Below are 26261 nucleotides of genomic sequence, written 5' to 3' on the forward strand. Positions count from 1 at the left end.
AAACCGTCGTCTTATCCAGATTGATTTTTTCGCCGGGTTTTGGGCAAGCGCGCAAAAACTAAGATTTCTTCACCTCCCGCCTTCGAACTCGCCACGCCTCTTCTGACTTGGATCGAGCCTTATCTGTGGTCGAGAAACGGTTAGGATGCTCTTGACTAAATTCGTGAACGCAGATGCGCACTAGCTCAGAAAGCGAGCGCCCATAGCTCTTTACGCCAGCTTGGAGCCATTCGTCGATGTCTGGATCGACTGTGATGGTGATCCTGTGCTTACTCATCGTCTTGATCTCTTAGACCATCTAAGGTTGCTGCTGCGACCGCTAATCCGAAGACAATCCCCATCTCGGCTACGGTACTGCCGCCAAGTGGTAGAAAATGGAACACTTTCGGGAGCAGCCCCTTCGCTACTGCAAGCAGCAGCAATGCGACACCTGCAATAGCAATGAACTTCACGAACGCCTCCATCTGAGCGCCCTCGTTGATAGCTGGAAAACCTTAACAAGTGGTTGCTACTGCATCACATTGAGCCGCCGGATGTGCGCCCATGTCGATCGGATCATACAAGCCGGCCTATTCAACACTTATGTCCTTGAGACAGTAGGAACCGCTTGAGTGGGCAAAGATCAGAGTTTCGATCGCGGCGGGTGGCCAGAACAAATGGTTTTCTGTCAACGGCGGAAACCATATGGTCTCCGCCTCACTCCGGGTCGAGATCGAAGCGCCTTGTCCCCTCAGGCACCGTCACCCAGCCGTGCCGGCGGCTCTCGTAGATCGAGGCGCGGGGCGGCGGGAGATCCGGGTCGGCGAAGGCGCCGACGGCGCCCGTCACCCAGTCGCCGCCCTCCTCTGTATGGAAGAGATTGGTCCCGCAGACCGGGCAGAAGCGGAAGGTGATGCGGCTGCCCTGCCGGTCGCCCACCCGCAGGTACTCCGTCGCCTGCCCCGTCACCCGCCAGGGCGGGCCGAAGGAGGCCAGCGCCGCGAAGACGCTGCCCGTCCGCCTCTGGCAGGCGAGGCAATGGCAGATGCCGCCGCCGAGCTCTGCCCCTTCCAGCTCGATGGAGAGCTGGCCGCACTGGCAGGCGGCGCGGCGCATCTATTCCGCCGCTTTCGCCCCGGCCTGGCCGTCGGGCGCATCCTCGGGCGTCTCGTAGACCAAAGTCCGCGTCGGGAAGGGGATCGGCACGCCGGCGGCGTCGAGATTCTCCTTCACCTTCCGTGTCATGTCGGTCTGGAAGGCATAGGCATCGCTGTTGGCGCACCAGATCCGCACCTGGAAATCCACCGACCAGTCGCCGAGGTTGTTCACCTGGATGAAGGGCTCGGGCTCCGCATGGGCCCGCGGGTCGGACATGATCGTCTCGCGGATCACCCGCTCGGCCTCGGCGAGGTTGGCGCCGTAGCCGACGCCGAAGGTCCATTCCACCCGCCGCGTGTCATAGCGCGAGAAGTTCTTGATCGTGTTCCCCCAGACCTCGGAATTGGGGATGATGTACTGCACGTTCTGCAGGTCGGCGAGCTCGGTGTAGTTCAGCGATATGTCCTTCACCGTGCCCATCACGCCGTTGATGACCACGAAATCCCCGATGCGGATCGGGCGGAAGAAGATCAGCATCACGCCCGCAGCGATGTTCGACAAGGTCCCCTGCAGGGCGAGGCCGATGGCGAGGCCGGCGGCACCGATGGCGGCGACGATGGAGGTCGTCTGCACCCCGAAGGTGTTGAGCACGATGATGATCGAGAACGCGATGATCGCGTAGCGCACCAGGTCGCCGAGAAAGCCGAAGAGCGCATCGTCCAGCGTGGCGTTCCGGATGCCGATCCGCTCGATCCGGCGCTTCACCCACCCGGCGACGACGAAGCCGAGGATGAGGATGACGATCGCCGCCAGCACGCTGCCAAGGAGCGAGGCGAGAAACTGCACGGTGAGGAGGTCGCCGAGCGTGTGACCTCCCCAGAGTTCGGTATTGATAAGCTTGTCCATCTATCCCTTCGCCAGTTGGTCTATCTTCTTTGCGAGCTTGGCGTCGCGCGCCGTCAGGCCGCCAGTGTCATGGCTGGTGAGCGTGACGTCCACCCGCTTGTAGCTGTTCGACCAGTCGGGATGGTGGTTCCACTTCTCCGCCCAGAGCGCCGCGCGGGTCATGAAGCCGAAGGCCTCGATGAAGTTGCGGAACTCGAACGTCTTCTGGAGGGCCTTGCCCTCGTCGGCCAGCGCCCAGCCGCGCTCCAGCGCGGCGGCCCGGTCGTCTTCTGTGATCTCGTCGCTCATTCGGCTTCGTCCCTTCGGTCACGGCGGAACGGCCCGTAGGAGGTGAGGATCTCGATCTCCTCGTCCACGGCCTCCGCCTCGGCGGCCAGATAGCGCGCGATGGCCTCGCGAAAACCGGCATCGCCGATCCAGTGGAGCGAATGCGTCTCCACCGGCAGGTAGCCGCGCGCCAGCTTGTGCTCGCCCTGGGCGCCTGCCTCGACGCGGCTGAGGCCATGGGCGAGCGCCCAGTCGATGGCCTGATAGTAGCAGAGCTCGAAATGCAGGCACGAATGGTGCTCGGTGCAGCCCCAGTAGCGGCCGAAGAGCGTCTGCCGCCCGATGAAGTTGAGCGCCCCGGCGATGGGGCGGCCGCCCCGGAGCGCGAGGCAGAGCATCACGTCATCGGCCATCGTCCGGTGCACGATGTCGAAGAAGGCGCGGGTGAGATAGGGTGTGCCCCATTTCCGGCTGCCGGTGTCCTGGTAGAAGCGCCAGAAGGCGTCCCAATGCTCGGGGAGGAGCTGGTCGCCGGTGAGGCAGACGATTTCGCCCCCGAACTCCTGCGCCGTCCGCCGCTCCTTGCGGATCACCTTGCGCTTGCGGGAGGAGAGGGCGGCGAGGAAGCCCTCGAAATCCCCGTAGCCCTCGTCCTGCCAGTGGAATTGCTGCGTCGTGCGGCGGAGGAGCCCTATGGCCTCGCCCGCCATCGCCTCCGCCTCCGTGCAGAATGTCGCGTGGAGCGACGACATGCGGTTCTGCGCGGCGAGGCTGACGGCGCCCTGCACGAGGGCGGAGATACCCTCCGCCTCATGCCCCGGCGCGGTCAGGAAGCGCCGGCCGGTGGCGGGGGTGAAGGGCACGGCGATCTGCAGCTTGGGGTAGTAGTTGCCGCCGGCATTCTCGTAGGCATGGGCCCAGTTGAAATCGAAGATGTACTCGCCCTGGCTGTGCCCCTTGGCATAGAGCGGCGCGACGGCGATCAGCTTGCCGTCCTTCCGCGCGAGCAGGTGATGCGGCTCCCAGCCGGTACCCCGGCCGACGGAGCCGCTCTCCTCCAGCGCGTGGAGGAAGCGGTGCGTGGTGAAGGGGTCATTCGGGCGGCCACCGTCCGCCGCTTCGGGAGCGGCGCAGGCATCCCATTCGGCGGCGGGGATGCCGGCGAGGGAAGAGAGGGTGGAGACCTCGATCTCCACCTCGGGGCCGGGCGCCGCGCTCATGGCAGATAGCCCTCGAAGGTGACGTTGTCGGCGTAGCGGCGCGCCGCCGCCTCCGCCTCGGGGCTGCGGATCGTCCAGCAGAAGACGGCCAGCCCTGCCGCCTTGGCCCGCGCCACGGGGGCGGAGGAGAGGTCCGCCGCCTCGTGGCTGATGAAGGCGGCGCCGGTGCGGGCGAGATCCTTCATCTCGCGCAGCCGGGCGCGGCGCGCCTCGGGCACCTCCGGCCAGTCGTCCGCCCGGAAGGCGGCCGTGGTCAGCCCGCGGGGGACCCCCGGCGCCAGCGCCGCCATGGCGGCGACGCTCGCGGGGTTGAACGACATGAAGGCGAGCGGGCCGGCGTAGCCCTCCGCCGCCCGCGCCGCGGCCGCCTCGAGCGCACCGACCGAGGGGCCCAGCGCCCCGTCCTGATCCTTGATCTCGACGAGCAGCGGCACCCGCCCGGCGACCAGCGCCAGCACCTCGGCGAAGGTCGGGATGCCCTCCTCGCCGCCGGTGAGCCGGATAGCCCCGAGCTCCGCTGCCGTCCGGCCCGCCACGGGGCCGGCCTCGCCGGTCAGCCGCTCCAGCCCCTCGTCATGAAAGACCATCGCCACCCCGTCGGCGGAGGGCTGCAGGTCGATCTCGATCCCGTAGCCGGCGCCCACCGCCGCGCGCACGGCGGCGAGGGAATTCTCCGGCCGGCCCGCCCCGTGCAGCGCCCGATGCGCGATCGGCCGGGCGAGAAAGGCAGGCGGGAGGGCAGCGGTGGCTGCCAGAGAGTCGGGGGGCGTCAGGCTCATGCGATCTCGAAGATGCCTTCGATCTCGACGGCCACGCCCCGCGGCAGGGCGGCCACGCCGACGGCCGAGCGGGCGTGCCGGCCGGAATCGCCCAGCACCTCGACCAGCAGGTCGGAGGCGCCGTTCACCACCTTCGGCTGATCGCCGAACCCCTCCGCCGAGGCGACGAAGGCCGTCAGCTTGACGACGCGCTTGAGCCGCCCCCAGTCGCCGCCGAGCGCCGCCCGCACCTGGGCGAGCAGCGACAGCGCGCAGGTCTTCGCGGCCTCGGCCCCGGCGGCGACATCCATGTCCGCGCCCAGCCGGCCGCAGATCATGTTGTCCGGCCCGTTGGAGACCTGGCCGGAGACGTAGAGCATCTGCCCGCTGATCACGAAGGGCACGTAATTGGCGGCCGGAGCCGGCGCATCGGGAAGCGTGAGCCCGAGCTCGGCGAGCCTGGCGTCGATATCTGTCATGGGATTGCCCTGGAAAGGTTGCTTGCCCCCGAAGGCTAGTGCGCGCCCGCCCCCGCCTCAAGGCCCCCTGCCTTCACGAAAGCTGCGGAACCTCGGGGAACCGGCCCCCCGCCCCCCCATCTTTGCTCCCGGGCATCCTCGGGGGGAGTCGCCGAAGGCGACGGGGGGCAGACAGCCCCCCGGTCCGCACTCTCCACCGGGCGCCCCGTCCGGGCAGCGCCTAAAATTCTTCCGCAAAGAACTTTGGGGCCGGGCCCCTTGCGTCAGGAGATGTCCGCGATGAGCCGCGGGAGGCTGCCGCCGCGCTGGTCGAGCATCGCCAGCACCTCCTGCCGCTCGGACAGGAGCATGTTCACGCCCTCGATCACGAGGTTGAAGAAGAGCGGCCGCCCATTCGAATCCTCGACATGGAAATCCACGCGGAAGGGCGACTGGCCGCGGAGCACGGCCCGCGTCTCGACCTCGACGCCGCGCGGCAGGTCGCGGGCGCCGACCACCTCCACCGCACCGCCGATGAACTCGCGGAAGCGGCTGCCGTAGCGGCGGGCGACATAGGTGGCATAGGCCCGGGTGAAGGCGGTGACCTCGGCGGCGGAGGCGGTCCGCCGCGCCGGGCCGAGCACATAGGCCGCGATGGTCGGCACATCGGCATAGCGCAGGAAGATCGCCTCGAAATCGGAGAGCATGGCGCTCTCCGACTTGCCCGAGGCGATGACGGCATTCACCTCGGCCACGAGCTGGCTGACGAGCGTCGTCGCGGCATCGCGGGTGACGGCCGCGGCGGGGCCGGCGCCCAGAAGCGCGAACGCGGAGGCGGTGGCGAGGAAGGTGCGGCGGCTCAGCATGGGCTTACTCCAGCTCGGCAAAGGGATCGACGAAATCGGCGAAGGGGTCGACGAAGCCGGCATCGTCGTCCTGCGCGGCGCTGCCGCCGGCGACCTCGAAGCGGCGGTTCTGCAGATAGGCGAGCCGCGCCTGGGCGTAGCTGTCGGCACTCTCGTAGAGAAGCCCGTCTACGGTGGCTATGAACTGGCCGCGCTCGACGATCTTCTCGCCGACCCAGAAGGCGGTGGAATGATCGCGCTGCAGCGCCCAGCCGACGCCCCCCAGCGGATCCATGAGGATGTCGACGAGCTGGCCCGCCGCGTCCCGCTCGGTCGAGGGGCCGAAGAGCGGCAGCTCGACATAGGCGCCCTCCTCGAAGCCCCAGACGGCCAGCGTCTCGCCGAAATCGGTGTCGCGCTCGAAGAGCCCGATTTCCGCCGCCGGATCGCCGAAGCCGCCGAGGCCGAAGACCGTGTTGATGACGAAGCGCGCCGCATTGGCACCGGCATCCTCGAGATTGCCCTGCAGGAGGTTGTTCACCGCCATCCCGGGCAGGGAAGCATTGTCGGAGAAGGTGACGATCGCCTCGCCGATGCCCTCCGGCAGATGCGTCGACGCCTGGCCGAGCGGCCGCAGCAGCGCCCGGTCGACATCGGTGTTGAAGGCATGCACCGCCCGGTTGGTGACCTCATAGGGATCGTTGACGCCGCCATCCGGCGGGGCCGGTGTGCAGGCGGCAAGCGCCAGGGCGGCAAGCGTGAGGGCGGGGAGCTGCAGAATGCGGAGGCTGGCAAGCATGGGGCGCTCTGAAATCCTTTCGCGGCCGGGCCGGCATTGCGCCCTCTTTGCGGGATATCTGCCCCGGCGTCCAGCGGCGCGGCGGAAAGCCGCCTCACGTGCGCGCGAGGGCGGGCGCCGATCGGCTCTCGGGTATCGGGCAGGGCGCGGGGGGAGAGGGCGGGAGCGAGGGGCTGTCTGCCCCTCGCGCTCCCCGAAGGGTATTTGGAAAGGGGCAGGGGAGGGCAGGGGGGGCAGGGGCAGGACAGGCGCGCCTCCAAGCATGTGGCGTTCCCGGCCAAGAGCCCCTAGAACTTTTCGCGAGAGCCGGGGCGGGGCCCGGCCGGGAGGGCCAGGATGGCGGAGAAGCGCGAGATCGCGGCGGGCAGGGCCGAGCTCAGGGCGGCGCGGGCCGAGAGCCGCTGGCTCTACTGGGCCGTCGGTCTCTTCAGCTTCTTCGTGAACCTTCTGATGCTCACCGGCCCGCTCTACATGCTCAATGTCTACGACCGGGTGCTGGGCAGCCGCAGCCTCGAGACGCTGCTGGCGCTGACGAGCATCGTCGCCTTCCTCTTCCTGATGATGGGGCTGCTCGACGGCGTTCGCGGCCGGCTGATGGGCCGCATCGCGGCGCGCTTCCAGGCGCGGCTCGACCGGCGGGTCTTCTCCGCCGCATTGGGCGGCACCACGCAGCACCGCTCCGAGGCAGCGGCGGCCGCCGCGCTCCGCGATCTGGAGAGCGTCCAGCGGCTGATCGGCTCGCCGGCCCTCTCGGCGCTCTTCGATCTGCCGTTCTCGCCGCTCTTCTTTCTCGGCATCTTCCTCTTCCATCCCTGGCTCGGCATCCTCTCGCTGATCGGCGCCGCCGTGCTCGTCGTGCTGGCCGTGGCCAACCAGGCCAGCGCCCGCGGCCCGCTCGCGACGGCGAATGCCACCACCGCGAAGGCGGAGGCCGAGGGGGCGCAGATCCGCCAGGATTCCGAGGTCGTCCAGTCGCTCGGCATGCGCGCTGCCGCCTTCGACCGCTGGAAGGTGGCGCGGGATGCCTCGCTCAAGGCCGCCATCGAGGCGCGGGACAGGACGGGTGGCTTCACCGCCGCCACCCGCGCCTTCCGGCTCTTCATCCAGTCGGCGATGCTCGGGCTCGGCGCCTATCTGGTGCTCCAGCAGGAGATCACCGCCGGCGCGATGATCGCCGGCTCGATCCTCATGGGCCGGGCGCTGGCCCCCGTCGAGCAGATCGTGTCGCAGGCCGCGCTCTTCGAGCGGGCGCGCGAGGGCTGGCGGCGGCTCTCGGCCCTGCTCGGCGAGGTGCCCGAGATGGCGCCGCGCACGGCGCTGCCGCGCCCCAAGGCCAGGCTCGAGGTCGAGCAGCTCACCGTCATCCCGCCGGGGGAGAGCCTCGCGGCGCTGCGCATGGTCTCGTTCCGGCTGGAGCCGGGCCAGGCGCTCGGCGTCGTCGGCACATCGGGCGCCGGCAAGTCGACGCTGGCGCGGGCGCTGACCGGGCTCTGGCGCCCGGCCGCGGGGCGCGTGCGGCTCGACGGCGCTGCGCTTGATCAATACGACCCCGACATGCTCGGCAGCTACATCGGCTATCTGCCGCAGCGGCTCAGCCTCTTCGACGGCACGATCGCCGAGAACATCGCCCGGCTGGCCGCGGTGCCCGACCCCGAGAAGGTCGTCCGCGCCGCCGAACGGGCCGGGGCGCACGAGATGATCAAGGCCCTGCCGGAGGGCTATGACACCCGCGTCTCGCAGGCCGGGGGGCGGCTCTCGGGCGGGCAGATGCAGCGCATCGGCCTCGCCCGGGCGCTCTATGGCGACCCGGTGCTCCTGGTGCTCGACGAGCCCAATTCCAACCTCGACAACGAGGGGAGCATCGCGCTCAACAAGGCCATCCGCCAGCTCAAGGCCGAGGGCGCCACGATCCTCATCATGGCGCACCGGCCGGCGGCCATCCAGGAATGCGACATGCTTCTGATGATCGAGGGCGGCGTCCGCCGCGCCTTCGGCCCGAAGGACGAGGTGCTGCGCGAGATCGTGCGGAACCACCAGGAGATCACCGCCTCCTCCGGGACGGGAGGCGTGTCGTGAACTGGCCGGTGCGGGCGCCGCTGATCGGCGGGCTGATCTTCATCCTCCTTCTCGTGGCCGGCTTCGGCGGCTGGGCGGTGGCGAGCAGCATCACCGGTGCGGTGATCGCGCCGGGCCGCATCGAGGTCGAGCAGAACCGCCAGGTGGTGCAGCATCCCGACGGCGGCGTCGTCGCCGAGATCGCGGTGAGCGAGGGCGACACGGTCGAGGCCGGCGACCTGCTCATCCGGCTCGATGGCGAGGAGCTCCGCTCGGAGCTCACCGCCGTCGAGGGGCAGCTCTTCGAGCTCCTCGCCCGCCGCGCCCGCTTCGAGGCGGAGACGACGGGCGCCGAGGCGCTGGACTTCGATCCGATCCTTCTGGAGACGGACAACCCGGTCGCCGCCGAGCTGATGGCGGGCCAGCGCCGGCTCTACGAGGCGCGGCGCCTCAGCGAGGTGCAGGTGCGCGACCAGCTGCAGCGGCGCATCGAGCAGATGGAATCGCAGATCGAGGGGATCGAGGCCCAGAAGGACGCGATCTCAAACCAGATCCGCTTTCTGCAGGAGGAGCTGGACGATCAGCAATCGCTCCTCGACCGCGGCCTCGCCCAGTCGGCGCGTGTGCTGGCGCTTGAGCGCGAGAAGGCCGATCTCGAGGGGCGCTTCGGCGAACTCACCGCTGCCGCCGCCCAGGCGGAGGGGCGGATCACCGAGACCGAGATCGAGATCATCAAGATCGATTCGACCCGCAGCGAGGAGGCGATCTCCATGCTGCGCGACCTGCAGTATTCCGAGATCGAGCTGGTCGAGCGCCGCCACCAGCTCATGACCCGCATCGGCCGGCTGGAGATCCGGGCCCCCGTCTCCGGCATCGTCTACGGGCTGAGGGTCTTCGCGCCGCGCTCGGTGGTGGTCGGGGCCGACCCGCTGCTCTACCTCGTGCCGCAGGACCGGCCGCTGGTCATCACCGCCCAGGTCAACCCCAGCGACATCGACCAGATCTATGCCGGCCAGGCGGCGGGGCTGCGCTTCTCGGCCTTCGATCAGCGCACCACGCCCGAGCTCGACGGCCATGTCGTGCGCGTCTCGGCGGATGCCTTTACCGATCAGAATTCCGGGCTCAGCTTCTACCGGGCGGAGATCGCGCTCGACGAGGGAGAGCTGCAGCGCCTGCCGGCGGAGATGACGCTGGTGCCGGGGATGCCGGTCGAGGCCTTCATCGCCACCGGGGCACGCTCGCCGATGGCGTATTTCCTCAAGCCATTCACCGATTACCTCGCCAAGGCCTTCCGCGAGACCTGAGGGGTGAGTCGGCCGGCCGGTGACGCCGGCCGGCCGGCCGGCGACCGATTCCCGCCACATCCGGTTGAGCCCGCCCGCCCGCCGCAACTCCTGCGCGAGTGCGGCCGGGAGCGGGCCCGCGCTAAGTCATTGACCTGTCACAAGCGCGCGAGGAAAGCCTCGTCTCTGGCAAGAATTTGGTAAGAAAATAAGGCCAGGCTGGTGCGCAGGGCCATGTTGTTGCGCTAGAGTGCCCCGAGCTGCTGCGTGTGCGCGCCGGGGGGCTTTGCGCAACACCATATCTTTTGAGGCGAAATTTGAGGGACGGTGTGGGCCGGCGCAAAGGCTCCGCCGAATGGACAAACTTAGGCCCTGTTTCCGCGTGAGCTTCGGCCGCGATGGAACGAGGGGCACGTTAATGGCGCAAGAGTTGGAAATCATGGACGATTTGCTTTGGGACGCGGTTGACAGCGCCCGTCGGGAGACCTTCGATCCGAGCCTCGGCGAACATGAGCTTGCGCGCCTCTTCCCCAAGGCGGACCTGGCGCTGGTGCCCATCTATCGCGATCTCCTGGCCCTCGCCGAGGAATTCGAGATGTTCACCGGCCGCGATCTCGGCCTCTGGGATCAGATCGGGGAGCTCTTCGGCGCCATCACCTACGGCATCGACCTCACCCGCATCGGCGGCAAGTCCACCGGCGGCACGCTGGAGGGCGAGGCGGTGGCGATCCGCACCATCCGCCCGGGTGGCGAGGAAGCCGTGACGATCGATCGCGCCGAGCCGTTCGAGAAGCTGCTGATCGTCAGGATCGACGACACCTACCAGGTGCGCGGCCAGCTCCTGCCCCGCGCGGCGCTGCCCTCCGGCGAAAGCGCCGAGATCCGCCTCGGCTGGGGAGACCTGCGCCCGGTCAACTGAGGCTCGGCCGAGGTGACGCGGGGCCTGGCTGCGGGCCGAGGTGCCGTTTCGGCTGAACGGGCCCGATAGGCGGGCCCAGGGCCGGGTCTGAGGGGCAGGCCCGCCGCTGCTCGTGACGCCCTTCCCGCTCTCCCTTGAGCTACTCTCCCATTGGCAGAGGCGGCGCCTCCCGCCCCAGCCAGGTCCACGACCAGCGCTCCCGGCGCCGTGCTCCGCACGGTCTCCCAGTGCTCCGCCCCCAATCGCTCATCTTCAAAACCGGCGAAAGCCCCACGCCTCCCCTCTCCCGCCGCCGGCCCCTTGCCCTCCCGCGCCCGGCGCCCCAAAGGGGGCGCATGAAGACGGGAAGCGATTGGGGATTGATCCTGGCGCTCTGGGCCGCGGGGCTCGGGGCCGGGGCGCAGTTTGCGAAGGTCTCGACGATCTTCGACACGCTCGGGCAGATCTATCCCGGCGCCGGCGCCACGCTCGGTTTCTCCGTCTCGCTGCTCAGCTTTCTCGGCATCGTCTTCGGGCTCTTCGCCGGGCTGGTGGCGGCGCGGCTGGGGGTGCGGCGGCTGCTGATCGGCGGGCTCCTTCTGGGCGCCGCCGTCAGCGCCTTTCAGGTCACCCTGCCGCCGATGCCCGTCCTTCTCGTCAGCCGCGTCGTCGAGGGGCTTTCGCATCTCGTCATCGTCGTCGCGGCGCCGACGCTGCTTGGCAGCCTCGCCCGGGGCCGCGCCCGGCCCGTCGCCATGACGCTCTGGAGCACCTTCTTCGGCGTCGCCTTCTCGGTGACGGCCCTTCTGGGCCGGCCGCTCAGCGATGCCTTCGGTCCCGCCGCGCTCTTTGCCGCCCATGCCGTCTACATGGCGGCGATGGCGGCGCTGCTCGCCTGGCGCCTGCCGCCCGTGCCGGCGCCGCCCGGCCCGCGGCTGACGCTCCGCGCCATCGCCGCCCGGCATGTGGAGGCCTACCGCTCCCCGGCCACCGCCGCGCCGGGGCTGGCCTGGCTCTTCTATACATTATCCTATGTCTCGATCCTGACCGTCCTGCCCGCCATGCTCCCCGAGGCCGGGCGGAGCTTCGCGGCCACAGCCATGCCGCTTGCCGGCATCGTGGTCTCGATGACGATCGGCAATCTGCTGCTGCAGCGCCTGCCGCCGGTGCCCGTCGTCATCGGCGGCTTCGCCCTCGCTGCCGTCGCGGCGGCGGCGCTGCCCTTCACGGCGAGCCCCTGGGTGCCGGTGGCGCTGATCGGCGCGCTCGGACTCGTGCAGGGCGCGAATTTCGAGGCCATCCCGGCGCTCAACCCCGAGCCCGAGCAGCAGGCCATCGCCAATGGCGCCGTGGCGCAGATGGGCAATCTCGGCAATACGCTGGGAACGCCGATCCTCCTCGCCGCCACCGGCGCCTTCGGCCAGGCGGGGCTGGTCGGCTTCGCGCTTCTTGCCTTCGGGGGCGGAATCGCCGTTCATCTGGCCTTGGCGCGGGCGCGGGCCAACGGACCGAAGGGCGCCGAACCGCGCGCGACGCGGCCTTGATCCGGGCGGAGATGACCCAGAACGGGTCAATTTTTCGGCGCATTTGAAGGGCAAGAGACCCGCATGATGAGAACAGCCTCCGCCCTCCTGCCCACACGCCCCTGGCCCCGGCTCGGGGTCTTCGGCCTTCTGGCGCTGATCGAGATCGGTGCCCTTGCGGTGACCTACCAGGTCCTCGCCGATTTCGAATGCACCGACACCGGGTTCTACGGGGCCTGCCGGGCCATGCAGAGCCTGCCGGCCCGGGCGCTCGTGGTGCTCGGCGTCGTGGCGCTGATCGCCTGGGCGCGGCCCGCGGCGCTTCGCCATCTGGGCGGCCGCCCCGGCGGCGGGGCCTGGGCGCTCCTTCATCTCGCCGGACTGGTCCTGATGTTCCTGCCCGCCGTGCTCGCCCCCGCGGGCGATCTCGCGGCCATCGCCCCCCAGGCCATGGCGTTCTGGGCGGCGGGGGGCATCGCCACCGCCCTTGGCTGGCTCTTCTGGCTCGCGGCGCCCCGCGCCCTCGCCGACATCGCCCGCGAGGTGGGCTGGATGGCGGCGATCGTGCTCCTTGTCGCGCTCGTCATGCCGGATCTCGTGCGGCTGCTCGGCCCGATCTGGAACCTGCAGGCCATGGCCTCGGCCACGCTGCACGGCGCCGCCTGGCTGCTTGAGCTTTCGGGCGAGGAGGTCATGGTCGACGCGCCGCAGGCGATCCTCGCCACGCCGACCTTCGCGGTGCGCGTCGCCGAGACCTGCTCGGGGATCGAGGGGGTCGCGCTCGTCCTCGCCTTCGGCTCTCTTTATGCGGGGCTCTTCCGCAAGACGATCCACCTGGGGCGCTTCTTCGCGCTGGTGCTGCCGCTGGCGATGCTGGCGAGCTGGCTGCTCAACATGCTGCGCATCGCCGTGCTGGTGAAGATCGGCGCCAATGGCGCGCCGGATCTCGCGGTCGGCGGCTTCCATTCCCACGCCGGCTGGATCTTCTTCTGCCTCGTGGCGCTCGGGCTTGTTGCCCTCATGGAAACCATTCCCTGGCTCCACAAGGGCCCCGTCCGCCCCTCCGCCGCGCCGCGCTGGACGGAGGACCGGGCGATGGCGCTGATCCTGCCCTTCGTGGTTTTCATGCTGACGGGGCTGATCTTCAACGGCATCTTCGCCGAACCGGAGATCGCCTATCCGATCCGCATCGGGCTCGTCGCGCTGACGCTCTGGCCCTTCCGGCGGCTCTGCCGCGAGATGATGCACCGCCCCGAGATGGTGGGCATCGGCGCAGGCATCGTCGTCGGCATCCTCTGGGCCGTGACGGCCCCCGCCGGCAACGGCGCGCTCGGCACGGCGCTGGGCGAGCTGGCCCCTTGGGCGCTGGCGCTCTGGGTGCTGATCCGGGTGCTCGGCACCTCGATCATCGTGCCCATCGTCGAAGAGGCGCTCTTCCGCGGCTACATCCTGCTCGACTGGCTGGATGGTCCGGGCTGGCCGCGCAAGGCCTTCGCGATCGCCGCCTCGACGCTGCCCTTCGCCTTCCTGCATGGCCGTCTGCTCGCGGCCGGGCTGGCGGGGCTGGTCTTCGCGCTGGTCGCGCTCCGCCGCGGCAAGGTCAGCGATGCGATCTGGGCCCATGCCATCGCCAACCTGATCGTGGCGATCTGGGCGCTGGCCATGGGCGATTTCACCATGATCTGAGCCGGGCTGCGGGGGGATGGGGCCGAGCGGCCCGCCCCAAGCCTACCGGCAAAAGAAAAGCGGCGCAGCCCCAGGACTGCGCCGCTTTGCGTCTTGATCGGTCCGAACGCCTCAGGCGTTGCGGCGACGGGCGTGGACCAGCAGGGTCACGGCAGCGACGGCGGCCAGGCCGAGAAGGCCGGCGGAGGCGTCGATTTCCGGAACGTTGGTGGTCGGCGGGGTGCAGCCGTAGTAGCAGGTGGCGAAAGCAGGCGCGGACGCGATCGTGAGCGGCAGCGCCACGAGACCGGTGAGAAGCTTGTTCATATGGTTTCCCTCGTGAAAATATTGGTCGCCGCTCTGGCGGCATGGAAAGGTTTACGACAATTCTAACGTTTCGCCAGTGAAATGAAGAAAACCGCCAAATTTCGGGGTGTTCGTTCGTGGGGTCGCCCGCAATCGCTGGGGCTCGGCGGGATTGTTTACAATTTGTCGAAAGACTGCACCGGGTTGGAGCGGCCCTTCGCGGGCCTCGCGCCGAATCCGCGGCAGGTCCGATTCGCCCTCTCCTCCCGGGGGCCCACCCTGGCACGCACCCTCGCGCGCGCGTATGTAGGGGAGAGGGTCGGCGGAGGCGCCCGGGCCGTCCAGCGGCGTCAGGGGCCGCTGTTGACAGCCCTTCCGACTCCCCCTATACGGCCACCACTCAGGCGCATGGGCATCCTTGCGGCCTGAAAATCAGAGTTGAGTGGTCACGATCCGGGCCTGAGCCCCGATCCTCTGTAAGACCCACCGCACCGCTTCCCCGGACCAGGGAGCGCTTGCGGGTATTTGCGTTGTGCCGCGCGCTCCATGCGCCCGCGCGCCACGGAGGAACGGGCACCGCCGATGCGGCGCCCCGGATGAACGAAGGCTGCGGATATCCGCGGCCTTGAAGCACGAGAGACGATCGGCGGACCCAAGGGGCCGCGAACAGCAGGAAGCGGGGAAAAGAGCCCAATGCCAACGATCCAGCAGCTGATCCGCAAGCCGCGGAAGCCGAAGGTCACGAAGTCGAAGTCGCAGCACCTCGAGGGCTGCCCGCAGAAGCGGGGCGTCTGCACGCGCGTCTACACCACGACGCCGAAGAAGCCGAACTCCGCCATGCGGAAGGTCGCCAAGGTTCGCCTGACGAACCAGTACGAGGTGATCTCCTACATCCCCGGCGAAAGCCACAACCTGCAGGAGCACTCGGTCGTGCTCATTCGCGGCGGCCGTGTGAAGGACCTTCCGGGCGTCCGTTATCACATCCTGCGCGGTGTCCTCGACACGCAGGGCGTCAAAGACCGCAAGCAGCGCCGTTCGAAATACGGCGCCAAGCGTCCGAAGTAAGGAGTTCGCCGAATGTCCCGCCGTCATGCCGCCGAGAAGCGTGAAGTCCTCCCCGATGCCAAGTTCGGCGATCGGGTGCTGACGAAGTTCATGAACAACCTGATGATCGACGGCAAGAAAGCCGTCGCCGAGCGCATCGTCTACAATGCCTTCGACCGCGTGGAAGGCCGCCTCAAGCGCGCCCCCGTCGAGGTGTTCCACGAGGCGCTCGACAACATCAAGCCGAGCCTCGAGGTCCGCTCCCGCCGGGTCGGCGGCGCCACCTACCAGGTCCCCGTCGAGGTGCGCCCCGAGCGCCGCGAGGCCCTGGCGATCCGCTGGCTGATCGAGGCGTCGAAGAAGCGCAACGAAAACACGATGGAAGAGCGCCTTGCCGGCGAGCTGCTCGATGCAGTGAACGGCCGCGGCTCCGCCGTGAAGAAGCGCGAAGACACGCACAAGATGGCCGATGCCAACAAGGCCTTCAGCCACTACCGCTGGTAACCGAACTTCAGCCTGAGGACCCTTCCCATGGCACGCGACTACCCCCTCAAGCGCTACCGGAACATCGGGATCATGGCCCACATCGATGCGGGCAAGACCACGACGACCGAACGCATCCTTTTCTACACCGGCCGCTCGCACAAGATCGGCGAAGTCCACGATGGCGCCGCCACGATGGACTGGATGGAGCAGGAGCAGGAGCGCGGGATCACCATCACCTCCGCCGCCACGACCACCTTCTGGCAGCGGCAGGATGACCCGACGGCTGACGGCACCTCGGACACGAAGTACCGCTTCAACATCATCGACACCCCCGGCCACGTCGACTTCACCATCGAGGTCGAGCGCTCGCTCGCCGTGCTCGACGGCGCGATCTGCCTGCTCGACGGCAACGCCGGTGTCGAGCCGCAGACGGAAACCGTCTGGCGCCAGGCCGACCGCTACAAGGTGCCGCGCATCGTCTTCGTCAACAAGATGGACAAGATCGGCGCCGACTTCTTCAACTGCGTCCGCATGATCAAGGAACGCACCGGCGCCACCCCGGTGCCCGTCGCGCTGCCGATCGGTGCCGAGGACAACCTCGAAGGCATCATCGACCTGATCACCATGGAAGAGTGGGTCTGGCAGGGTGAAGACCTGGGTGCCTCCTGGGTGCGCCAGCCGATCCGTGCCGACCTGCAGGACGTCGCCAACGAATGGCGCGCCACGCTGATCGAGAACGCCGTCGAAATGGACGACGACGCCATGATGGCCTATCTCGAAGGCGAAGAGCCCGATGTCGACACGCTGCGCGGCCTCGTCCGCAAGGGCTGCCTGTCGCTGACCTTCGTGCCCGTCACTGCCGGCTCCGCGTTCAAGAACAAGGGCGTCCAGCCGCTTCTCAACTCCGTCATCGACTTCCTGCCGTCGCCGCTCGACGTGCCGGCCTACATGGGCTTCTCGCCCGATGACGAGACCGAAGAGCGCAACATCGCCCGTCATGCCGATGACGACGAGCCCTTCTCGGGCCTCGCGTTCAAGATCATGAACGACCCCTTCATGGGCACCCTCACGTTCACCCGCATCTACTCGGGCAAGATGGTGAAGGGCGAGAGCCTGCTGAACTCCACCAAGGGCAACCGTGAGCGCATCGGCCGTATGGTCATGATGCACTCCAACAAGCAGGAAGAGATCACCGAGGCGTATGCCGGCGACATCATCGCGCTGGCCGGCCTGAAGGCCACGACCACGGGCGACACGCTTTGCGATCCGTCGAAGCCGGTCGTGCTGGAAACGATGACCTTCCCCGACCCGGTGATCGAGATCGCCGTCGAGCCGAAGACGAAGGCCGACCAGGAGAAGATGTCCATGGGTCTGCAGCGGCTTGCCGCCGAAGACCCGTCCTTCCGCGTCGAGACCGATCTTGAATCGGGCCAGACGATCATGAAGGGCATGGGCGAACTTCACCTCGACATCCTCGTCGACCGCCTCAAGCGGGAGTTCAAGGTCGAGGCGAACATCGGTGCGCCGCAGGTGGCCTATCGCGAGACCATCGGTCACGAGATCGAGCACACCTATACGCACAAGAAGCAGTCGGGCGGCTCCGGCCAGTTCGCCGAAGTCAAGCTCGTCATCTCGCCGACAGAGCCGGGCGAAGGCTATTCCTTCGAAAGCCGCATCGTCGGTGGTGCCGTGCCGAAGGAATACATCCCCGGCGTCGAGAAGGGCATCAACTCGGTGATGGACTCGGGCCCGCTGGCCGGCTTCCCGGTGATCGACTTCAAGGTCGCGCTGGTCGACGGCAAGTTCCACGACGTGGACTCCTCGGTCCTGGCCTTCGAGATCGCCAGCCGCATGTGCATGCGCGAAGGTCTCCGCAAGGCCGGCGCCAAGCTGCTCGAGCCGATCATGAAGGTCGAGGTCGTCTCCCCCGAGGAGTACACCGGCTCGATCATCGGTGACCTCACCTCGCGGCGGGGCATGGTGCAGGGGCAGGACACGCGCGGCAACGCCAACGTGATCAACGCCTTCGTGCCGCTCGCCAACATGTTCGGCTACATCAACAACCTGCGCTCGATGTCTTCGGGCCGCGCGGTGTTCACGATGCAGTTCGACCATTACGAGGCCGTGCCGCAGAACATCTCGGACGAGATCCAGAAGAAATACGCATGACGGGATGCCGGGCTCGAGCCCGGCCTACCCTCCACCCCGTAGGCCGGGCGCAAGCCCGGCACCCGACAAAAGGAAGACACCATGTCCAAGGCCAAGTTTGAACGCAACAAGCCGCACGTGAACATCGGGACGATCGGTCACGTGGACCACGGCAAGACGACGCTGACGGCGGCGATCACGAAGTATTTCGGCGACTTCCAGGCCTACGACCAGATCGACGCGGCGCCGGAAGAGAAGGCGCGCGGCATCACGATCTCGACCGCCCACGTCGAGTACGAGACCGAGGCGCGCCACTACGCCCACGTCGACTGCCCCGGCCACGCCGACTATGTGAAGAACATGATCACCGGCGCCGCGCAGATGGACGGCGGCATCCTCGTGGTGAACGCCGCCGACGGCCCGATGCCGCAGACGCGCGAGCACATCCTGCTTGCCCGCCAGGTCGGCGTGCCGGCGCTCGTGGTGTTCCTCAACAAGGTCGACCAGGTCGATGACGCCGAGCTGCTCGAGCTCGTCGAGATGGAAGTGCGCGAGCTGCTCTCCTCCTACGAGTTCCCCGGCGACGACATTCCGATCATCGCCGGCTCGGCGCTCGCTGCCCTCGAAGGCCGCGACCCGGAGATCGGCGAAGAGAAGATCAAGGAGCTGATGGCGGCCGTGGATGAGTTCATCCCGACGCCGGAGCGCGCCGTCGACCAGCCGTTCCTGATGCCGATCGAGGACGTGTTCTCGATCTCCGGCCGCGGCACGGTCGTGACCGGCCGCGTCGAGCGCGGTGTCGTCAACGTCGGCGACGAGCTCGAGATCGTGGGCATCAAGGACACCAAGAAGACGACCTGCACGGGCGTCGAGATGTTCCGCAAGCTGCTCGATCGCGGCGAGGCCGGCGACAACATCGGCGCGCTGCTGCGCGGCATCGAGCGGGACGGCGTCGAGCGGGGCCAGGTGCTCTGCAAGCCGGGCTCGGTGAAGCCGCACACGAAGTTCGAGGCCGAGGTCTACATCCTGACCAAGGAAGAGGGCGGCCGCCACACGCCGTTCTTCGCGAACTACCGTCCGCAGTTCTACTTCCGCACGACGGATGTGACCGGCACCGTGACGCTGCCCTCGGGCACCGAGATGGTGATGCCGGGCGACAACCTGAAGCTGGAAGCCGAGCTGATCTACCCGATCGCCATGGAAGAAGGCCTGCGCTTCGCCATCCGTGAAGGCGGCCGCACCGTCGGCTCCGGCGTCGTCTCCAAGATCGTCGCCTGAATCCGGTAGGGCCGGGCGCCATCGCGGCGCCCGGCACCCGCCGCAAGACCAAGAACCGATGTGGGCAGGGCAATCCCGCGCCGTCCACCTCTCGGGAATGAGACAAGCCGCGAAGGGCAATCCACATGGCCGTGCAAAGCCAAAACATCCGCATCCGGCTCAAGGCGTTCGACTATCGCGTCCTCGACGCCTCGACGCATGAGATCGTGCAGACCGCCAAGCGCACCGGCGCTTCGGTGCGTGGCCCGATCCCCCTGCCGAACAAGATCGAGAAGTTCACGGTTCTCCGTGGGCCGCATATCGACAAGAAATCCCGCGACCAGTTCGAGATCCGCACCCACAAGCGGCTCCTGGATATCGTGGACCCGACCCCGCAGACGGTGGACGCGCTGATGAAGCTCGACCTCGCCGCCGGCGTGGATGTCGAGATCAAGGTTTGAGGGAGGGCTCGCCGATGTTGCGCTCCGGAGTGATCGCAAAGAAGGTCGGGATGACCCGGCTCTTCCTGGAAGACGGCAGGCAGGTCCCCGTGACCGTCCTGCAACTGGACAACCTGCAGGTCGTGGCGACCCGCACGATCGAGAAGGACGGCTATGCCGCCGTCCAGCTCGGCGCCGGCACCGCCAAGGCCAAGAACACCACGCGCGCCCTGCGCGGCCATTTCGCGGCCGCCAAGGTCGAGCCGAAGCGGAAGATCGCGGAGTTCCGCGTCGACCCCGAGAACCTGATCGGGATCGGCGAGGAGATCATCGCGGATCACTATTTCGCCGGCCAGTTCGTGGATGTCTCGGGCACCTCGACCGGTAAGGGCTTTGCCGGTGCGATGAAGCGGCACAACTTCGGGGGCCTCCGGGCGTCCCACGGCGTGTCCATCTCGCACCGTTCGCATGGCTCCACCGGCCAGTGCCAGGACCCGGGCAAGGTGTTCAAGGGCAAGAAGATGGCCGGCCACATGGGCGCCGTGCGCGTGACCACGCAGAACCTGCAAGTCGTCCGCACCGATGCCGACCGTGGCCTCATCATGGTCAAGGGTGCCGTCCCCGGCACCAAGGGCGGCTGGGTCACCATCAAGGATGCGGTGAAGAAGCCGCTGCCCGAGAACCTCATCTACCCGGCGGCGCTGAAGAGCGCCAAGGCCGAGGCCGAGCGGGTCGCCGCGGAAGCTGCCGAGCAGGCTGCTGCCGAGGAGGCTGCGGAGGCTGAACGTCTGGCCGCCGAGCAGGCCGCCGCCGAAGAAGCCGCGCTGAAGGAGGCCGAGGCCTCCGACCAGCCGTCGGAAGGAGACGAGTCCAATGAAAGCTGATGCCATCAATCTCGACGGCAAGAGCGCCGGCTCCGTCGATCTCTCCGACGAGATCTTCGGGCTGGAGCCGCGGTCGGATATCCTCCACCGCGTCGTGCGCTGGCAGCGGGCGCGTGCCCAGCAGGGCACGCACTCGACGCTGGGTCGCTCCGATGTGAGCTACTCGACCAAGAAGATCTATCGCCAGAAGGGCACGGGCGGCGCTCGCCACGGCTCCAAGAAGGCGCCGATCTTCCGGCACGGCGGCACCTACAAGGGGCCGACGCCGCGCAGCCACGAGCACGAGCTGACCAAGAAGTTCCGCAAGCTGGGCCTGCGCCATGCGCTGTCGGCCAAGCTGAAGGCGGGCGAGCTGGTCATCATCGAGGCCGCCGAGCTGTCGGATGCCAAGACGAAGGCGCTGGCCAACACGGTCAAGACCCTCGGCTGGCAGAAGCCGCTGGTCATCGACGGCGCCGAGGTCAACGGCGATTTCGCCCGCGCCGCGGCGAACATCGCCAACCTGAACGTGCTCCCCTCGATGGGGGCCAATGTCTATGACATCCTGCGGGCCGGCACCCTGGTGCTGACCAAGGCAGGGGTCGAAGCTCTGGAGGCTCGTCTGAAATGAGTGCCAAGGCAGACCATTACGACGTGATCCGCTCGCCGGTCGTGACCGAGAAGGCCACCATGGCCTCCGAGGCCAATGCCGTCGTCTTCGAGGTCGACATCGCGGCCTCCAAGCCGCAGATCAAGCAGGCGGTCGAGGAGCTCTTCGGCGTCAAGGTGAAGGCGGTGAACACCACCATCACCAAGGGCAAGGTCAAGCGCTTCCGCGGCCAGCTCGGCACGCGCAAGAGCGTGAAGAAGGCCTATGTGACGCTCGTCGAGGGCAACACGATCGACGTCTCGACCGGGCTCTGAACCGGTCGGCAGAGACAGGAAAGGCCCCCGCGAGAGCGGGGGCCTTTTGCGTTCGGGGCCTCGGGGGCAGGGGGTCAGACGGCCTCGGCATGGGCCTTGTAGTTGTCAAGGATCGCCTGCCAGCCCTCGCGCTGCATCTCGGCCGAATGCGCGCCCTCGGCATCGAAGGTGGTCGTGACGCGGGTGCCCTCGCCCTCCGGCGTGAAGCGCGTCTCCACCACCCTGCCGTCCGGCATGGTCATGGTGAAACCCTCGCCCGGGCTCACGGCATCGTAGACCGCCTCGAAGTCGAAGCCCATCGAGCCGTCCTTCGCCTCCATCCGCGCCACGTAGCGGCCGCCGGGGCGGAGGTCGTTCGAGGCGGAGGGGCAGCACCAGTCGTCGCTGGCGAAGTTCCACTCCGTGATATGCTCGGGCTCGACATAGGCGGCCCAGGCGCGGGCGGGCGGGGCGTCGATCAGGGCGTCGACGGTGATCTTCTCGGCCATCACACCTCCTCCTTCAGCGAGACGAGCAGCTCGTCGAGCCGTTCGAGGGTGGAGGCGAGGCCCTCCTCCATCTGCATGTCGATGACCTTCTGCAGATCCTCCGTCGAGGGATAGGCCAGCTCGGTCTGCACCAGCGTGCGGTCGCCGAGCGGGGTGAAGGTCAGCACCATCGAGGCGCGGGGCATGGCGGGGTCGATGGCGCCCGAGGCGTCGCTGAAGGCGTCATAGGCGGAGAAGCGGTCCCTCGGGGTGATGCGCTCGTAATCCTGCCGGCTCCAGAATTCGGTGCCGTCGGGCATCACCATCGCGAAGAGCCAGTAGCCGCCTTCGGCGAAGTCGAGATGGCTGGTGCGCGCGGTGAGTGGCTTCGGGGCATACCAGCGGTCGAGGAGCTCGGCCGTGGTGTAGCACGCCCAGACGAGGTCGCGCGGGGCGTCGAACTCGCGGGCGATGGAGAGCGTGGCCGCCTCCAGGTCCGGAGTGAAGTCGTAGCGATGGGCGGTCATTGGGTTTTCCTTTGCTTGAGGGTGCCGAGCAAGTCGTCGAGCTGCTCGTAGCGCGCCTTCCAGAGGTCGCGCTGTTCCTCGAACCAGCCGGCGGCCGCTTCGAGGCGCTGTTCTTCCAGCGTGCAGGTGCGCACGCGGCCGACCTTGATGGAGCTGACGAGCCCGGCGGCCTCAAGCACGGAGATGTGCTTGAGGAACGCCGGCAGCCCCATCTGGAACGGCTCAGCCAGGTCGCTGACCGCCGCGGGGCCCTGCCCCAGCCGTTGCACCACGGCCCGCCGGGTCGGATCGGCGAGGGCCTGGAAGAGGGTGTCGAGCGTGTCGGAATGGTTTTCCATGTGGTGAACCATGCGGCGAGTCGGATAGTTCTGTCAATGGTGAAGTATCGAGCCGCCCAGCCCGCGCCTCCCGCCTCGCTTGACCCGTTGCCGCAACTCCCTTAAGGGAGGCCATCCGCGTAAGCCCCGGATTCGTCCGGGGCTTCGTTTTTGCTCCTCCGGGGGCACCAAGTCGGGGACCTTCGGGGCCCTTCATCCTGGGACCTTCGGGGCCCTCAATCACAGACGGGCCCCGGTCACCTGCCGGGCAACGGCCCGCAAGCAACGGAAGACAGAAAGCATGGCACTCAAGTCGTATAAGCCGACGACGCCGGGCCAGCGCGGGCTGGTGCTGATCGACCGTTCGGAACTTTGGAAGGGGCGCCCCGTCAAGGCGCTGACCGAAGGTCTGACGAAGAACGGCGGCCGGAACAACACCGGCCGGATCACGATGCGCCGCAAGGGCGGCGGGGCGAAGCGCCTCTATCGCATCGTCGATTTCAAACGCACCAAGCACGACATGGCCGCGGTCGTCGCGCGGATCGAATATGATCCCAACCGCACCGCCTTCATCGCCCTCGTCCAGTACGAGGACGGCGAGCAAGCCTACATCCTGGCGCCGCAGCGCCTCGCCGTGGGCGACAAGATCTATGCCGGCGCCAAGGTCGACATCAAGCCGGGCAACGCGATGCCGTTCTCCGGCATGCCGATCGGCACGATCGTCCACAATGTCGAGCTGAAGCCCGGCAAAGGTGGCCAGATCGCCCGCGCCGCCGGCACCTACGCGCAATTCGTCGGCCGCGATGGCGGCTACGCGCAGCTGCGCCTCTCGTCCGGTGAGCTCCGGCTGGTCCGTCAGGAATGCATGGCCACCGTCGGTGCCGTGTCGAACCCCGACAATTCCAACCAGGACATCGGCAAGGCCGGCCGCAACCGCCACAAGGGCATCCGCCCCTCCGTTCGCGGTGTTGCCATGAACCCGATCGACCACCCGCATGGTGGTGGTGAGGGCCGCACCTCCGGTGGCCGCCACCCGGTCACGCCGTGGGGCAAGGGCACCAAGGGCAACCGCACCCGGAACAGAAAGAAGGCGTCGTCGAAGCTCATCGTTCGCTCGCGCCACGCTCGGAAAGGCCGCTAATCCATGTCGCGCTCTGTTTGGAAAGGCCCGTTCGTCGACAGCTACGTCCTGAAAAAGGCGGAGAAGTCGCGCGAAGGCGGGCGTAACGAAGTCATCAAGATCTGGTCGCGCCGCTCGACGATCCTGCCCCAGTTCGTGGGCCTGACGTTTGGCGTCTACAACGGTCAGAAACACATCCCCGTCCTCATCTCCGAGGACATGATCGGCCAGAAGTTCGGTGAATACGCGCCGACGCGGACCTACTACGGTCACGCCGCCGACAAAAAAGCGAAGCGGAAGTAAGTCATGGGCAAGGAAAAGAACCCCCGCCGCGTGGCCGACAACGAAGCCATGGCGAAACTGCGCATGCTTCGGACCTCGCCGCAGAAGCTGAACCTGGTGGCCGCGATGATCCGTGGCAAGAAGGTCGAGACGGCGCTCGCCGACCTCACCTTCTCGAAGCGCCGCATCGCGCAGGACGTCAAGAAGTGCCTGCAGTCGGCCATCGCCAATGCCGAGAACAACCACAACCTGGACGTCGACGATCTCGTCGTCGCCGAGGCCTTTGTGGGCAAGAACCTGATCATGAAGCGCGGCCGACCCCGCGCTCGCGGCCGCTACGGCCGGATCATGAAGCCGTTCTCTGAGCTCACCATCAAGGTCCGTCAGGTCGAGGAGCAAGCCTAATGGGTAACAAGGTCAATCCCGTCGGCATGCGTCTTCAGGTCAACCGGACCTGGGACAGCCGCTGGTACGCAAACACGAAGGATTTCGGCGACCTTCTTCTTGAGGACATCCGCATCAAGGAGTTCATCAAGAAGGAGTGCAAGCAGGCCGGTATCTCCCGCGTGATCATCGAACGTCCGCACCGCAAGTGCCGGGTCACGATCCACGCCGCCCGCCCCGGTGTCATCATCGGCAAGAAGGGCGCTGACATCGAGACGCTGCGGAAGAAGCTTTCGAACCTGACGGATTCCGAGCTGCATCTCAACATCGTCGAGGTGCGCAAGCCCGAGCTCGACGCCGCGCTGGTGGGGGAAAGCATCGCCCAGCAGCTCGAGCGCCGTGTCGGCTTCCGCCGCGCCATGAAGCGCGCCGTGCAGAATGCCATGCGCATGGGTGCCCTCGGCATCCGGGTGAACCTCTCCGGCCGCCTCGGCGGCGCCGAGATCGCCCGCACGGAATGGACGCGTGACGGCCGCGTGCCGCTGCACACCCTGCGTGCCGATATCGACTACGCCCTCTCCGAGGCCATGACGCCCTACGGCATCATCGGCATCAAGGTGTGGATCTTCAAAGGCGAGATCATGGAGCACGACCCGCAGGCCCGCGAACGCAAGTCGCAGGAACTGCAGGACGCCTCCGTGCCGCGTGGCGCCCGGCCCCACGGCCGGGGCGACCGCTAAGGAGGAATGACAGATGCTGCAACCGAAGCGCACGAAATTCCGCAAACAGCACAAGGGCCGGATCCACGGCGAAGCGAAGGGCGGCTCTGCCCTGAACTTCGGCACCTTTGGCCTGAAGGCGCTCGAGCCCGAGCGGGTCACCGCCCGCCAGATCGAAGCCGCCCGCCGGGCGCTGACGCGTCACATGAAGCGTCAGGGCCGGGTCTGGATCCGGATCTTCCCGGACGTCGCCGTCTCGTCGAAGCCCGTCGAAGTGCGGATGGGTAAAGGCAAGGGCTCGGTCGACTTCTGGGCCGCCAAGGTCAAGCCGGGGCGGATCATGTTCGAGATCGACGGCGTCGCCGAAGACATCGCCCGCGAGGCCCTGCGCCTGGCCGCGATGAAGCTGCCGATCAAGACCAAGACCGTGGTCCGCGAGGACTGGTAAGGCCTCCGGCCTCACGACATCGAAAGGGCCCCTGCCGGCGACGGCGGGGGCCTTTTCCTTTTCCGGCGGGCTCCTGTAAGGCGGGAGCACACCGCCACCCGGGAGCCTGCCATGGCCGAGATCACCCCCCTCTTCGTCACCCCGCTCTATCGCGCCCCGCTCGCCGAGCATGGCCCCGCCATCGACGCGGCCGAGCTCGAGGCCTCCTGCATCACCATCGCCGAAGATGACGAGGCGGGGCAGGAATGGTGCGAGGCCAACGGCTACCCCGGCTACACCTCCTATGCCTCGCTCACCGACCTGCCCTGGCGGTTCGACATCTTCCAGAGCCTCGTAACCGCGCTCGACGCGCATGTCGCGGCCTTCGCGGAGGAGCTCGGCTTCGATCTGGAGGGGCGGCCGCTGGTGCTGGAAGATCTGTGGATCAACATCCTGCCCGAGGGCGGCACGCATGGGAGCCACATCCACCCGCATTCGGTGATCTCGGGGACGACCTATGTGGCGATGCCCGAGGGCACCTCGGCGCTCAAGCTCGAAGACCCCCGCCTGCCGATGATGATGGCCGCCCCCACGCGGCGGAAGGGCACGGCGGAAGGGTTGCGCCAGTTCGTCTACGTCAAGCCCGAGGTCGGCGACGTGCTTCTGTGGGAAAGCTGGCTGCGCCACGAGGTGCCCATGAACATGGCGGAGGAGGAGCGGATCTCCGTTTCCTTCAACTACGCCTGGAGCACCGGCGCATGAAAAATGCGGCCCCCGAAGGGGCCGCATTCTTTCG

At 67.8% G+C, this 26261-nt stretch carries 32 protein-coding genes; 19 read left to right on the top strand and 13 right to left on the bottom strand.

Features of this window, described 5'->3' with window-relative positions; translation table 11 throughout:
- Nucleotides 1-269 precede the first annotated feature (269 nt).
- From ACAZ03_RS01685 to ACAZ03_RS01725, 9 genes are all read right to left on the bottom strand, one after another.
- A complete protein-coding gene (locus ACAZ03_RS01685; RefSeq protein WP_373355608.1) occupies nt 270-464 on the bottom strand; it encodes a hypothetical protein in 195 nt (64 codons plus the stop codon).
- Nucleotides 465-696: 232 nt separating this feature from the next.
- The gene (locus ACAZ03_RS01690) at nt 697-1095 is read right to left on the bottom strand and encodes a GFA family protein (protein WP_373355609.1); all 399 of its coding nucleotides are present in this window, start codon (nt 1093-1095) and stop codon (nt 697-699) included.
- A complete protein-coding gene (locus tag ACAZ03_RS01695; RefSeq protein ID WP_373355610.1) occupies nt 1096-1983 on the bottom strand; it encodes a mechanosensitive ion channel family protein in 888 nt (295 codons plus the stop codon). It lies immediately after the preceding gene.
- The gene (locus ACAZ03_RS01700) at nt 1984-2271 is read right to left on the bottom strand and encodes a 4a-hydroxytetrahydrobiopterin dehydratase (RefSeq protein ID WP_373355611.1); all 288 of its coding nucleotides are present in this window, start codon (nt 2269-2271) and stop codon (nt 1984-1986) included.
- Complete coding sequence (locus ACAZ03_RS01705; protein WP_373355612.1) at nt 2268-3470, bottom strand: GNAT family N-acetyltransferase; 1203 nt, start codon at nt 3468-3470, stop codon at nt 2268-2270. Before ACAZ03_RS01705 ends, ACAZ03_RS01700 begins: the two co-directional genes overlap by 4 nt.
- Complete coding sequence (locus tag ACAZ03_RS01710; protein ID WP_373355613.1) at nt 3467-4249, bottom strand: glycerophosphodiester phosphodiesterase family protein; 783 nt, start codon at nt 4247-4249, stop codon at nt 3467-3469. Before ACAZ03_RS01710 ends, ACAZ03_RS01705 begins: the two co-directional genes overlap by 4 nt.
- Nucleotides 4246-4707: a RidA family protein gene (locus tag ACAZ03_RS01715; RefSeq protein ID WP_373355614.1), complete on the bottom strand. Its 462-nt coding sequence runs from the start codon at nt 4705-4707 to the stop codon at nt 4246-4248. Before ACAZ03_RS01715 ends, ACAZ03_RS01710 begins: the two co-directional genes overlap by 4 nt.
- Nucleotides 4708-4970: 263 nt before the next feature.
- The gene (locus ACAZ03_RS01720; RefSeq protein ID WP_373355615.1) at nt 4971-5552 is read right to left on the bottom strand and encodes a phospholipid-binding protein MlaC; all 582 of its coding nucleotides are present in this window, start codon (nt 5550-5552) and stop codon (nt 4971-4973) included.
- 4 nt (nt 5553-5556) lie between these two features.
- A complete protein-coding gene (locus ACAZ03_RS01725; protein WP_373355616.1) occupies nt 5557-6330 on the bottom strand; it encodes a VacJ family lipoprotein in 774 nt (257 codons plus the stop codon).
- Between the two features lie 336 nt (nt 6331-6666).
- On the opposite strand from ACAZ03_RS01725, the gene ACAZ03_RS01730 reads away from it, so the two are divergent.
- From ACAZ03_RS01730 to xrtE, 5 genes are all read left to right on the top strand, one after another.
- Entirely contained in the window at nt 6667-8406 is a 1740-nt protein-coding gene (locus tag ACAZ03_RS01730) for a type I secretion system permease/ATPase (protein WP_373355617.1), read from the top strand.
- Entirely contained in the window at nt 8403-9689 is a 1287-nt protein-coding gene (locus ACAZ03_RS01735) for an HlyD family type I secretion periplasmic adaptor subunit (protein WP_373355618.1), read from the top strand. The genes ACAZ03_RS01730 and ACAZ03_RS01735 overlap by 4 nt, the downstream gene beginning before the upstream one ends.
- A 418-nt stretch (nt 9690-10107) precedes the next feature.
- On the top strand, nt 10108-10587 hold the full coding sequence (locus tag ACAZ03_RS01740) for a hypothetical protein (protein ID WP_373355619.1): 480 nt from the start codon (nt 10108-10110) through the stop codon (nt 10585-10587).
- A gap of 335 nt (nt 10588-10922) precedes the next feature.
- Nucleotides 10923-12110, top strand: a complete 1188-nt coding sequence (locus ACAZ03_RS01745) for an MFS transporter (protein WP_373355620.1) — start codon at nt 10923-10925, stop codon at nt 12108-12110.
- Between the two features lie 63 nt (nt 12111-12173).
- Nucleotides 12174-13775 (top strand): exosortase E/protease, VPEID-CTERM system, encoded by a 1602-nt coding sequence (xrtE, locus tag ACAZ03_RS01750; RefSeq protein WP_373355621.1) that lies wholly within the window; start codon nt 12174-12176, stop codon nt 13773-13775.
- Between the two features lie 111 nt (nt 13776-13886).
- Here xrtE and ACAZ03_RS01755 read toward each other — a convergent pair whose 3' ends face one another.
- Nucleotides 13887-14081: a VPEID-CTERM sorting domain-containing protein gene (locus tag ACAZ03_RS01755; RefSeq protein WP_373355622.1), complete on the bottom strand. Its 195-nt coding sequence runs from the start codon at nt 14079-14081 to the stop codon at nt 13887-13889.
- Nucleotides 14082-14753: 672 nt separating this feature from the next.
- On the opposite strand from ACAZ03_RS01755, the gene rpsL reads away from it, so the two are divergent.
- The 8 genes from rpsL to ACAZ03_RS01795 all read left to right on the top strand — a co-directional run bounded on the left by rpsL (nt 14754) and on the right by ACAZ03_RS01795 (nt 21222).
- Nucleotides 14754-15125 carry a 30S ribosomal protein S12 gene (gene rpsL, locus ACAZ03_RS01760; protein WP_163895084.1) on the top strand — a complete coding sequence of 124 codons (372 nt, stop codon included), beginning with the start codon at nt 14754-14756 and terminating at the stop codon, nt 15123-15125.
- A gap of 12 nt (nt 15126-15137) precedes the next feature.
- On the top strand, nt 15138-15608 hold the full coding sequence (rpsG, locus tag ACAZ03_RS01765; protein WP_373355623.1) for a 30S ribosomal protein S7: 471 nt from the start codon (nt 15138-15140) through the stop codon (nt 15606-15608).
- 27 nt (nt 15609-15635) lie between these two features.
- Entirely contained in the window at nt 15636-17759 is a 2124-nt protein-coding gene (fusA, locus tag ACAZ03_RS01770; RefSeq protein WP_373355624.1) for an elongation factor G, read from the top strand.
- Between the two features lie 81 nt (nt 17760-17840).
- Nucleotides 17841-19016 (top strand): elongation factor Tu, encoded by a 1176-nt coding sequence (gene tuf, locus ACAZ03_RS01775; RefSeq protein WP_373355400.1) that lies wholly within the window; start codon nt 17841-17843, stop codon nt 19014-19016.
- A 131-nt stretch (nt 19017-19147) separates the two neighbouring features.
- Nucleotides 19148-19456 (top strand): 30S ribosomal protein S10, encoded by a 309-nt coding sequence (rpsJ, locus tag ACAZ03_RS01780; protein WP_373357024.1) that lies wholly within the window; start codon nt 19148-19150, stop codon nt 19454-19456.
- Nucleotides 19457-19470: 14 nt separating this feature from the next.
- Nucleotides 19471-20319, top strand: a complete 849-nt coding sequence (rplC, locus tag ACAZ03_RS01785; RefSeq protein WP_373355625.1) for a 50S ribosomal protein L3 — start codon at nt 19471-19473, stop codon at nt 20317-20319.
- Nucleotides 20309-20929 carry a 50S ribosomal protein L4 gene (rplD, locus tag ACAZ03_RS01790; RefSeq protein ID WP_373355626.1) on the top strand — a complete coding sequence of 207 codons (621 nt, stop codon included), beginning with the start codon at nt 20309-20311 and terminating at the stop codon, nt 20927-20929. The genes rplC and rplD overlap by 11 nt, the downstream gene beginning before the upstream one ends.
- Nucleotides 20926-21222: a 50S ribosomal protein L23 gene (locus ACAZ03_RS01795; RefSeq protein ID WP_373355627.1), complete on the top strand. Its 297-nt coding sequence runs from the start codon at nt 20926-20928 to the stop codon at nt 21220-21222. Before rplD ends, ACAZ03_RS01795 begins: the two co-directional genes overlap by 4 nt.
- A gap of 74 nt (nt 21223-21296) precedes the next feature.
- Here ACAZ03_RS01795 and ACAZ03_RS01800 read toward each other — a convergent pair whose 3' ends face one another.
- From ACAZ03_RS01800 to ACAZ03_RS01810, 3 genes are read right to left on the bottom strand one after another with little or no spacing between them, the layout of a single operon-like run.
- Nucleotides 21297-21710, bottom strand: coding sequence for an SRPBCC family protein (locus tag ACAZ03_RS01800; protein ID WP_373355628.1), 414 nt, complete (start codon nt 21708-21710; stop codon nt 21297-21299).
- The gene (locus ACAZ03_RS01805; protein ID WP_373355629.1) at nt 21710-22216 is read right to left on the bottom strand and encodes an SRPBCC domain-containing protein; all 507 of its coding nucleotides are present in this window, start codon (nt 22214-22216) and stop codon (nt 21710-21712) included. Before ACAZ03_RS01805 ends, ACAZ03_RS01800 begins: the two co-directional genes overlap by 1 nt.
- Nucleotides 22213-22554 (bottom strand): ArsR/SmtB family transcription factor, encoded by a 342-nt coding sequence (locus tag ACAZ03_RS01810; RefSeq protein WP_373355630.1) that lies wholly within the window; start codon nt 22552-22554, stop codon nt 22213-22215. The genes ACAZ03_RS01805 and ACAZ03_RS01810 overlap by 4 nt, the downstream gene beginning before the upstream one ends.
- Before the next feature lie 280 nt (nt 22555-22834).
- On the opposite strand from ACAZ03_RS01810, the gene rplB reads away from it, so the two are divergent.
- From rplB to ACAZ03_RS01840, 6 genes are all read left to right on the top strand, one after another.
- Nucleotides 22835-23674, top strand: coding sequence for a 50S ribosomal protein L2 (rplB, locus tag ACAZ03_RS01815; protein ID WP_373355631.1), 840 nt, complete (start codon nt 22835-22837; stop codon nt 23672-23674).
- Nucleotides 23675-23677: 3 nt separating this feature from the next.
- Complete coding sequence (rpsS, locus tag ACAZ03_RS01820) at nt 23678-23956, top strand: 30S ribosomal protein S19 (protein ID WP_373355632.1); 279 nt, start codon at nt 23678-23680, stop codon at nt 23954-23956.
- A gap of 3 nt (nt 23957-23959) precedes the next feature.
- A complete protein-coding gene (rplV, locus tag ACAZ03_RS01825; RefSeq protein WP_373355633.1) occupies nt 23960-24340 on the top strand; it encodes a 50S ribosomal protein L22 in 381 nt (126 codons plus the stop codon).
- Nucleotides 24340-25059 (top strand): 30S ribosomal protein S3, encoded by a 720-nt coding sequence (gene rpsC / locus ACAZ03_RS01830; RefSeq protein WP_373355634.1) that lies wholly within the window; start codon nt 24340-24342, stop codon nt 25057-25059. The genes rplV and rpsC overlap by 1 nt, the downstream gene beginning before the upstream one ends.
- Before the next feature lie 13 nt (nt 25060-25072).
- A complete protein-coding gene (rplP, locus tag ACAZ03_RS01835) occupies nt 25073-25486 on the top strand; it encodes a 50S ribosomal protein L16 (protein ID WP_163895056.1) in 414 nt (137 codons plus the stop codon).
- Between the two features lie 111 nt (nt 25487-25597).
- Nucleotides 25598-26227, top strand: coding sequence for a 2OG-Fe(II) oxygenase family protein (locus tag ACAZ03_RS01840; protein ID WP_373355635.1), 630 nt, complete (start codon nt 25598-25600; stop codon nt 26225-26227).
- Nucleotides 26228-26261: the final 34 nt, after the last annotated feature.

Source organism: Pseudoroseicyclus sp. CXY001, assembly GCF_041714655.1.
Lineage (GTDB): Bacteria > Pseudomonadota > Alphaproteobacteria > Rhodobacterales > Rhodobacteraceae > Pseudoroseicyclus_A.

Excerpts from the sequence above, each read along its gene's own strand:
- ACAZ03_RS01705 (WP_373355612.1), bottom strand. The coding sequence starts at position 3,470 with ATGAGCGCGGCGCCCGGCCCCGAGGTGGAGATCGAGGTCTCCACCCTC.
- ACAZ03_RS01720 (WP_373355615.1), bottom strand. The coding sequence starts at position 5,552 with ATGCTGAGCCGCCGCACCTTCCTCGCCACCGCCTCCGCGTTCGCGCTT.
- ACAZ03_RS01745 (WP_373355620.1), top strand. The coding sequence starts at position 10,923 with ATGAAGACGGGAAGCGATTGGGGATTGATCCTGGCGCTCTGGGCCGCG.
- rplD (WP_373355626.1), top strand. The coding sequence starts at position 20,309 with ATGAAAGCTGATGCCATCAATCTCGACGGCAAGAGCGCCGGCTCCGTC.
- ACAZ03_RS01700 (WP_373355611.1), bottom strand. The coding sequence starts at position 2,271 with ATGAGCGACGAGATCACAGAAGACGACCGGGCCGCCGCGCTGGAGCGC.
- rpsG (WP_373355623.1), top strand. The coding sequence starts at position 15,138 with ATGTCCCGCCGTCATGCCGCCGAGAAGCGTGAAGTCCTCCCCGATGCC.
- rpsS (WP_373355632.1), top strand. The coding sequence starts at position 23,678 with ATGTCGCGCTCTGTTTGGAAAGGCCCGTTCGTCGACAGCTACGTCCTG.
- ACAZ03_RS01715 (WP_373355614.1), bottom strand. The coding sequence starts at position 4,707 with ATGACAGATATCGACGCCAGGCTCGCCGAGCTCGGGCTCACGCTTCCC.
- rpsC (WP_373355634.1), top strand. The coding sequence starts at position 24,340 with ATGGGTAACAAGGTCAATCCCGTCGGCATGCGTCTTCAGGTCAACCGG.
- rpsL (WP_163895084.1), top strand. The coding sequence starts at position 14,754 with ATGCCAACGATCCAGCAGCTGATCCGCAAGCCGCGGAAGCCGAAGGTC.
- fusA (WP_373355624.1), top strand. The coding sequence starts at position 15,636 with ATGGCACGCGACTACCCCCTCAAGCGCTACCGGAACATCGGGATCATG.
- rplB (WP_373355631.1), top strand. The coding sequence starts at position 22,835 with ATGGCACTCAAGTCGTATAAGCCGACGACGCCGGGCCAGCGCGGGCTG.
- ACAZ03_RS01795 (WP_373355627.1), top strand. The coding sequence starts at position 20,926 with ATGAGTGCCAAGGCAGACCATTACGACGTGATCCGCTCGCCGGTCGTG.
- ACAZ03_RS01725 (WP_373355616.1), bottom strand. The coding sequence starts at position 6,330 with ATGCTTGCCAGCCTCCGCATTCTGCAGCTCCCCGCCCTCACGCTTGCC.
- rplC (WP_373355625.1), top strand. The coding sequence starts at position 19,471 with ATGTTGCGCTCCGGAGTGATCGCAAAGAAGGTCGGGATGACCCGGCTC.
- ACAZ03_RS01710 (WP_373355613.1), bottom strand. The coding sequence starts at position 4,249 with ATGAGCCTGACGCCCCCCGACTCTCTGGCAGCCACCGCTGCCCTCCCG.
- ACAZ03_RS01810 (WP_373355630.1), bottom strand. The coding sequence starts at position 22,554 with ATGGAAAACCATTCCGACACGCTCGACACCCTCTTCCAGGCCCTCGCC.
- rplP (WP_163895056.1), top strand. The coding sequence starts at position 25,073 with ATGCTGCAACCGAAGCGCACGAAATTCCGCAAACAGCACAAGGGCCGG.
- ACAZ03_RS01695 (WP_373355610.1), bottom strand. The coding sequence starts at position 1,983 with ATGGACAAGCTTATCAATACCGAACTCTGGGGAGGTCACACGCTCGGC.
- ACAZ03_RS01690 (WP_373355609.1), bottom strand. The coding sequence starts at position 1,095 with ATGCGCCGCGCCGCCTGCCAGTGCGGCCAGCTCTCCATCGAGCTGGAA.
- ACAZ03_RS01755 (WP_373355622.1), bottom strand. The coding sequence starts at position 14,081 with ATGAACAAGCTTCTCACCGGTCTCGTGGCGCTGCCGCTCACGATCGCG.
- ACAZ03_RS01800 (WP_373355628.1), bottom strand. The coding sequence starts at position 21,710 with ATGGCCGAGAAGATCACCGTCGACGCCCTGATCGACGCCCCGCCCGCC.
- tuf (WP_373355400.1), top strand. The coding sequence starts at position 17,841 with ATGTCCAAGGCCAAGTTTGAACGCAACAAGCCGCACGTGAACATCGGG.
- ACAZ03_RS01740 (WP_373355619.1), top strand. The coding sequence starts at position 10,108 with ATGGACGATTTGCTTTGGGACGCGGTTGACAGCGCCCGTCGGGAGACC.
- ACAZ03_RS01805 (WP_373355629.1), bottom strand. The coding sequence starts at position 22,216 with ATGACCGCCCATCGCTACGACTTCACTCCGGACCTGGAGGCGGCCACG.
- rplV (WP_373355633.1), top strand. The coding sequence starts at position 23,960 with ATGGGCAAGGAAAAGAACCCCCGCCGCGTGGCCGACAACGAAGCCATG.
- ACAZ03_RS01685 (WP_373355608.1), bottom strand. The coding sequence starts at position 464 with ATGGAGGCGTTCGTGAAGTTCATTGCTATTGCAGGTGTCGCATTGCTG.
- ACAZ03_RS01840 (WP_373355635.1), top strand. The coding sequence starts at position 25,598 with ATGGCCGAGATCACCCCCCTCTTCGTCACCCCGCTCTATCGCGCCCCG.
- ACAZ03_RS01730 (WP_373355617.1), top strand. The coding sequence starts at position 6,667 with ATGGCGGAGAAGCGCGAGATCGCGGCGGGCAGGGCCGAGCTCAGGGCG.
- xrtE (WP_373355621.1), top strand. The coding sequence starts at position 12,174 with ATGATGAGAACAGCCTCCGCCCTCCTGCCCACACGCCCCTGGCCCCGG.